Origin of the sequence: Paenibacillus foliorum (genome assembly GCF_013141765.1) — a bacterium.
GTDB lineage: Bacteria > Bacillota > Bacilli > Paenibacillales > NBRC-103111 > Paenibacillus_S > Paenibacillus_S foliorum.
On record NZ_WHOD01000123.1, the window covers coordinates 1 to 7,450 of the forward strand.

The window sequence follows — 7,450 nt, forward strand, 5'->3', positions numbered from 1 at the left end:
TGAAAGTCCCTCTATCCAGTCCCCTAAATACCAGACATCGTTTCGAAGTTCACTGGATAAAGCATATCGTCTAATACATACTTAGCTTGATAAGGAGGGGGAAATAGTACTGTATTTAGTACAACACTAGTGTCATTCATAATTGTATTCCCGGCTTTTTGAAACATACTATATATACCATTAATTTACTTTTTTCGCCACACTATCCTGCCCGTTGCTTCAATAAAGAAAGAGGAACTGCTCAGCTGCAGATCCTCAACTATAGTGTCACGTTAGCGTAACATCAAAAAAAATAAAACAGGCTTTAGTTATTTATTTATTCATATACCATAACCCAATATCTTTCTTCTGGTTTACCTTCTTCAACAACTTTTTTCCAACCATTATTCTCATAAAACTTCATCGCCTTTTGATTTTCGGATACACATTTCAATCTTACTGGTTTATTCATTTTTTCTATGGAGGCATTAACCAATTGACCACCAACACCCTTACCTGAGAAATCAGGGTGAACAAATAAATTATGTATAAAATCATCTGGCAGGTACAAAGAAGCAAATCCAAGGATATGAGTATCTTCCTCTGCTAAAATTATATACTCTCCTACAGTATGCTTATCAAAGTCTTCTAAAGTCATTTCTTCTGTATCTGCCCAATGAAAACTTTTACGACGAGATTCTAGATATATAAGTCTTAAATCAGGGTAGTCTAATTCACTTGCTACTCTAATATTCATATTTTCACTCTCACCTTTTATAAAAACTGTTTGCATTAACAATCCCCTCTTCATGTAAAAGACAATCCATATCCCTTTATGGGGTATTGTATCATATTTCAAAAGAAGAGAGATTTGTGTCACTAGTCGACAATGTAGGGCGATTTGTGCATTTTCAAATGACACAAATCCCCTTAAATAAAAAGCCTGATTCCTCAAGCTTTTCTTCGATATGTTATGTAGGCACATTTGTGTCATTGGACAACTACACCCCCAGTCCCCAGTACAAGAGTATTTCTATTTTGGTCACAGTTATTAGCTTTAGTTCAAGCAGCTTTATATGTGTCCATGTAAAGAGCACTATTATAAGTTAAAGTTGTTGAATCTTGTATAAATTTATCAGAGCCGTCCTCATCTGTTATACATGCCCCCCCCCTGCATTAGGACAAGTAGCCATGCCCGGTCCAAATGCGTTAACGGATTATTATGCACATACGTATAAAGATTCAAACTCAACGGATTCGTAATATCCCCTCGTAACTATCTTGGTGAAATGACGTCATCAGTATCAATTGTACGTCCAAACGGGCTAGAGGTCGAACCCATCAAAATCAGTTCAGCAGAAAGGTAATTTCATACCAATAATGGTCCCAAGTTTTTCTTTAGTATTAATTTTTAAACCATAATTTTTGCCGTAAGCTAATCGGATCCTGTTATGTACATTCATAATTCCATTACCTGACTTTTTATTTCTTAATGTAGAGTTAATGATGCTTTCTTCCATTTCAGTGAATATATTATTTGAAATTTCTGCAGGTATTCCAAAACCGTTATCTTTAATTTCAATGATTAGATTCGATTCCAAGATGCATGCCTTAATTTCTATGTAGCAATTCTCATCAATTCCATTTTTGAAACCATGATATATGCAATTTTCAACTAGCGGAAAAAGGCTTAACCTTAGGATTTGGATATCTTTCAGTTCTTTTGGTATCTTCAAAATTAAATTAATATTTTGATCTCGATAGCTCAATAATTGCCAATACTTTTCAATATAAGTAATTTCCTCATTGATAGTCGCGAATTTACGGTCGACATAAAAAATGTAACGCAGAATAAAAGAATAAGACTGTATTATGTTTGATATTTCTTCTATCTCTGCTTGAATCGCGTAGCTATCTATAGTAGTTAGTATGTTAATCATAAAATCCTGATTCATGTGTAGTTTTGGAGCTATAGCATCTGCCAAGTAATACTCTAAGAGCTTTAAGTTGGCAATTGAGAATTTTTCAAAATCTTCACACATTCATGCTCCCCCTTGTTTTAAGAGATTCCTACGAGAATTCCTTGATTTAAATATACTCAGTTTGAAGAGATGAATTTGACGGAAAATTTATCTCATCCGGATGCTCCCAGTCAAATGCATGGGAGTAATAAAAGCCGAATTATCCTCGACCGAGATACGCTCAACGCTGCGCACCCACTCCCCTCTTGCCAGAATAGCGTACAATCCCCAATGAATAAATATGCCGTACCGGTCATTCAAAAACCATTTCGTCCGCTCTGTGCGTTCTTGAATAATAGTATTATTGCTTGTCATTAGATACACACCTCTCGCTCGAAAAAATCAATTTCGAGTTCACTACTTTAGTATATCAAGGCTATGGTATCATAGACATGTATGAAACTAATCTTTACCCGTCCATTATTAACATTTACAGGTGAACATATGATGAATGCACAACAATCTGCTTTCTTGGCGGATCTTCTTCAAAATCTTCAGATACATGTCATGGATGCTCATCTTACTCAGTGTATCGAATCGTGGAGACTACATAATTTTACACCGGCGTACAATAAACTATATTGGATTCTGAACGGAGAAGGCTGGATCAAAATAGGCGATCAAGAGCTGCACCCTCGTCCAGGGCAACTTTGCTTGCTGCCCGCTCATTCGCAGCAGTCTTATTCCGTCACCAGCAATCTTCCTTATTTTAAATATTGGTGCCATTTCACAGCGCATATCGGTTCGTTTGATCTATTCCAATGGCTGGACATACCGCTCTATATGAAGGTCAGCAATGCCGAGCAGATGACAACATGGTTTAAAGAGCTTGTTGCGCTATTCCACGATTCTGCGTTAACATCTCGGCTTCGCGAAAAGGCAATCCTGCTGCAAATTATATCCTGCTATTTAGAATCTGTTCCCGTCCATATGCTGCAGCAGCGCACCGAAGAAATGGATAGACTTGACCAACTGCAGCGATTCATCGAACACAATCTGCATAAAAGCATTACCGTGGAACAAATGGCAAAATCCGTCCACTTCCACCCCAATTACTTGATCAAATATTTCAAAAAGCACTTCGGCATGCCACCCGCTAAATATATGCAGCGCAAACGGATGGATAAAGCTAAATTTCTGCTCACAACAACGTCGCTGAGCATGAAAGAAGTCGCTGAGCAGACCGGTTTTGAAAATACGAATCATTTTACAAAAAGCTTTCGCAAAGAAACAGGGTTTCCACCGACGGAGTATCGGAAAAATGTACGGGGTAGCACTTCGCTCTCCAACACCTGAGCCGCTAAAGTAAGGAACGCGACGGAACGTTTGAAAGCACGGGCTGCACGATCCGAATGCAAATTTGACCCGACAAGCATGTCGTACTAAACGCGAGGCATAGTAGATCAGGTTCTGAATGACTGTACGAATCCGCCTACTCCCAACGTTGTTTCGGATCGAAGCGTCTGGAACTTCCAAACTCCATTTCCTTAAGACTCCACCTCACGATGGACCACCTGTCTTGTTTTAAGCTAATGACTACTACTGCCTTCGTCACTCGGGACTTACACCCTGTAGTTAGCGCCCATGCTGCGCGCACATAAATAAGAGCAGGCTGCCACGGCGCCCGCTCATCGATAAATAATTTAGCTTAACGAGCTGACCTCTTATTCTTTAAACCTCATAAAAACACCTTTGATTAATCAAATAAAATCATTCTTTGATTAAATCTCATGAAACCATTGAGAAAAACGGATCATCTACATATTTGGGATTTCGACAACTTATTTGAGAGACCCCTAGCTAAATTATAAATGGACGTAATAAAGGAAGAAGTAGCTTCCTAATTACGTCCATTGCACTATCGTGTCCCGTTAGAGTTCAATAAAAAGAACGCTCCCGCGCCTTCGCTTGGGCTACGTCCTCCTCATTATATTCCATTTCCAATCACCCATTAAAGAACGTACGCGGGTAGCATGTAGTGCTTAAACAGGGGACTTATCTTAACCTAAGCACTAAGAAAATACTTTATTTTCTCACTCTGCAACAATATTTTCATTTAACATGTGCAACTATACTTCGCGACAATGTAGGGAGATTTGTGCATTTTCAAATGACACAAATCTCCCTACATAAAAAATAAAAAGCCTGATTCCTCAAGCTTTTCTTTCAATTGAAGCTGGCTGCCTTCTCTTAACTCGCACTATACCTAGTCAATGCTATACTGCTTCACTCAGAGCTGCAGCAGCGTTTCATCTTACACGGAAACAATCCTGCCAGCTAATCTAGGGACGTTTACGGTGAAGTTTTCTTCTACTCCGAAAAACGGAAAATTTTTGTGTCGTGAGTTGAGAATGGGACAATGTTCTTGTCGTCGGTTCACGTCATAAACATTGTCCCATTACAAAATAAAGCCTCATTATATGCGACCTTGAAACGGATAATGGTTGTGTCGTCCGACATTAGTGTTATACATTATAATAATGGGATTATTGGTCAGAAAATTTATAAGTTGTTTCAACACAAAAAGCAACGATTTAAATCGTTGCTTTTTGTGTAACGCTTATAATTGTATTTACCAATTTGTTTGAACAATTCCAGCAAAGTGCCCAGCTAGTGATTCTGAAAACGGAAGAATCAGGTCTGTATTCCAATCCGGGACACGCTGGCGAATGCTCTCTCAGGTTACATTCAGGATAATGTCCTTTAGTTCAATCAGAGTTTTGATTCGATAGCTGGCCTGTGTGAAGTCATGTGTTTTTGTGAAGTCGTTATGGACAATAGCACAGTCGATACCAGCCGCCACGGCTGAGTTCAACCCTCTGTTTGAATCCTCTACAACCAGGGTCTCTCTTTTGGTAGCTCCGAAGCGCTTTAGGCCGGTCAAGTATGGTTCCGGGTGCGGCTTGGTGCGCTTGTAGTCTTCGCGAACAAGGACGAATTCCATGAATTGTCTAATCTGGCGCTTTTCATGAATAAGTTGAAAATCCGCACGTTTTGCAGTCGTCACGATGGCCATGCGGACGTACTTTGACAGTTCGGCTAGAGTTTCAACTACGCCTTCAATCTCTATGGCTTCTGTTCTTAGATATTCCTGATAATAGACGTTGCGGACCTCACGCTGCTTGCTGATGGTCTGTTCATCAATACCTGCCGCCCTAGCTTGGGACCAAGTGCCCAATGACTGGGTCATGTCGCGGAGGTATTGATCTTTATCTAAGGTAAATCCAATGTCAGCCAGAGCGCGTTCTCCCGCTTTGTAATACCAGAATTCAGTATCAACCAGAACACCATCATGATCGAAGAGTATGTACTTTTTCATTGTTTCGTTCTCCTTTGTCAGCTGCGGCAACCATGCCTACAGATCCTAATTCGGGAATTATAATCACATCCCAATCGTCCTTCTTTACTACATTAGCCAATTGGTCGAGTAGTTCGGGAGTGTGAGTTGCGTCAATGATGACCGTGGATGACTTCAAGATTCCTTTCTCCACACATTGTTTTACGATTTCGGTCAAGCTGCATGCGACTCCTAATGATAATATATTCTTGAAACCGTTCCCTTTTTTTCTTTGTCTACGGTGCGACGAGCCTCATGTCCGCCGACTTTTGCCTCCGATCTACTTTCCTTTGCTCACCCAGAACTTGATGCGGTCGCCATTTTTCACGGGAGTACCGGGAGTAAGGTCTTGCTTGAACACAACCCCTTTGTCGGCGGCATTCGATTCCATGTAAAACTGATATCGAAGCCCAGAGGCAATTGCTATCTTTTCGGCATCCTCCCTTGTATGAGCGACCAAATCCGGGACAATGCCCGTCTTGGCTTGTACCGCGCTATCGTCTGGCGGCTGAACCTCGACTTTATCCCTCGGTACAACCGTTCGAGCTTGCATCGAGGATGCCGATGCTGAAGACTCCGACGTCTCAGTACGATTTACCGATACAGCTGTGGGACCGAGCGTTGGAATTGTCTGCGACTTAGAACCGTTTACATCGTTAGGGAGCGGACGCAGTATCAGCCAAAGCAAGAATATGAGTACTCCGGAGCCGACGGTAGCAAACAGATGCCATTTGCGCAGCTGGAACGTCTCTCGGAACAGATTGCGCAATTCCGTCATTTTGCTGGCCGTTGCCGCACTGATGCGCGTCTGAGTCTCCCCAGGTTTACGCCCTTCTGCCGTTCGCTTCTCGGCCTTTCTCTTCTTGTTTTTAGTATCTACAAACGCATGTGACTCACGTATGGCGGTTTTCCGCTCCCGTCTGCTTGACGTCATCATATCTTTTACCGGTAAAACCGATATAAGAAGTGGCTCCTTCCCCTCGCCACCGATACCGAGCAGTACTTCCAGCTCTTGCTGAAAATCGGCAAGCGTGCATAACCCTTCATATGCCCTGCTGGCCAAAGCTATAGCACGTTCCCGAGCTACATCCGACAAATCCGCAAACGACCGATTCATCTCGAATGTATAGGCACTAATAGAGGATGTCGGGATATCTGTTTTGGCACCTAGCTGGTACAATAGCAGTGCCAGCCCCGGAACTCCGCGTCGTCCGTACTTCCCCTCCGCCCAAAAATTTATGATCCGCAACCGGCCGTTATCTTCAATCCATAGATTATCCGCGTCAACGGAGCATTCGGGCAGCCGTCTTCGGCGAGCTTCTCGAATGCCCTTGGCCAGCTCGTGCACATACATCAGCGCCTTGTGACCCGTTATCTCCAGATCTATCAGCCGATCGGACAAAGGTCTTCCCGTTTCCGCCTGAAGAACGGCAAACAACGTTCCGTTTTCTGAACCAGCATCCAGAACGCGCATGAAATGCTCGTCGGACATCTGGGATGCTTTTCTCATAAAACGTAAAGCTTCCTGATGCGCTAGTTCGTCTGCCTCTTGGAATGTATATAGAAGAACACTACGTTTGAAGGTCAGATCCATCCCTCTTAACAATAGCCCGTTCGTAATTTCTTTAATCGGTTGTTCGGGCATATATCGATTTCCGATGTTATCCATAGATGTATTCCCCCTTATACGTATAGTCTATTCGCCTAACATCTAGTTTTTGCGTCATTAGTGGTTATATTTACCATGGTCAATCGTACAAGCTCTTATCACAGGAAAGATGAAAAGATCCTGTCCCTACTAAAGAAATAAACCCGTATTTTGGCGGGTTCTAATCGGAATCGGTACATGTTCTTGTTTCCAGTGCATAGATGAAATAAATTACATAGGTTGTTGCTACTAAACTTACTACCAAAAAACCTGTGACTATAAAATTCCAGCCAGTGGCAAAGTTTCTATGTAAAAGCCAAGAGGTACTTTAACGAAAATGGAAGCAGCTGCGGCGGAGGTCTGCTTCCTAGTCATTGCACTATCATGTTCTGTTAGTTCAACCTAATAGTCATTTTCCTTTACTTGTATCAATTTTAGCCTTTTCAATTATTTGTGTTATAAAGG

At 41.7% G+C, this 7,450-nt stretch carries 7 protein-coding genes; 1 reads left to right on the forward strand and 6 read right to left on the reverse strand.

All coding sequences use genetic code 11. The annotated features are described in order from the left end of the window. Nucleotides 1-316: 316 nt before the first annotated feature. From GC093_RS32475 to GC093_RS32485, 3 genes are all read right to left on the reverse strand, one after another. Nucleotides 317-736 carry a GNAT family N-acetyltransferase gene (locus GC093_RS32475; RefSeq protein WP_171656113.1) on the reverse strand — a complete coding sequence of 140 codons (420 nt, stop codon included), beginning with the start codon at nt 734-736 and terminating at the stop codon, nt 317-319. A gap of 595 nt (nt 737-1,331) precedes the next feature. Next, nucleotides 1,332-2,021: a sensor histidine kinase gene (locus GC093_RS32480; RefSeq protein ID WP_171656108.1), complete on the reverse strand. Its 690-nt coding sequence runs from the start codon at nt 2,019-2,021 to the stop codon at nt 1,332-1,334. An 87-nt stretch (nt 2,022-2,108) separates the two neighbouring features. Continuing rightward, the gene (locus GC093_RS32485) at nt 2,109-2,315 is read right to left on the reverse strand and encodes an alpha-L-fucosidase (protein WP_171656109.1); all 207 of its coding nucleotides are present in this window, start codon (nt 2,313-2,315) and stop codon (nt 2,109-2,111) included. Nucleotides 2,316-2,447: 132 nt separating this feature from the next. Between GC093_RS32485 and GC093_RS32490 the strand changes: the two genes are divergently transcribed. Next, entirely contained in the window at nt 2,448-3,296 is an 849-nt protein-coding gene (locus tag GC093_RS32490) for a helix-turn-helix domain-containing protein (RefSeq protein ID WP_246315790.1), read from the forward strand. Nucleotides 3,297-4,677: 1,381 nt separating this feature from the next. On the opposite strand, the gene GC093_RS32495 is transcribed toward GC093_RS32490, so the two are convergent. From GC093_RS32495 to GC093_RS32505, 3 genes are all read right to left on the reverse strand, one after another. Continuing rightward, nucleotides 4,678-5,319, reverse strand: a complete 642-nt coding sequence (locus tag GC093_RS32495; protein ID WP_171656110.1) for an HAD family hydrolase — start codon at nt 5,317-5,319, stop codon at nt 4,678-4,680. Beyond that, nucleotides 5,291-5,515 (reverse strand): hypothetical protein, encoded by a 225-nt coding sequence (locus GC093_RS32500; RefSeq protein ID WP_171656111.1) that lies wholly within the window; start codon nt 5,513-5,515, stop codon nt 5,291-5,293. The genes GC093_RS32495 and GC093_RS32500 overlap by 29 nt, the downstream gene beginning before the upstream one ends. A gap of 102 nt (nt 5,516-5,617) precedes the next feature. Next, the gene (locus GC093_RS32505; protein ID WP_171656112.1) at nt 5,618-7,006 is read right to left on the reverse strand and encodes a PASTA domain-containing protein; all 1,389 of its coding nucleotides are present in this window, start codon (nt 7,004-7,006) and stop codon (nt 5,618-5,620) included. Nucleotides 7,007-7,450 lie beyond the last annotated feature (444 nt).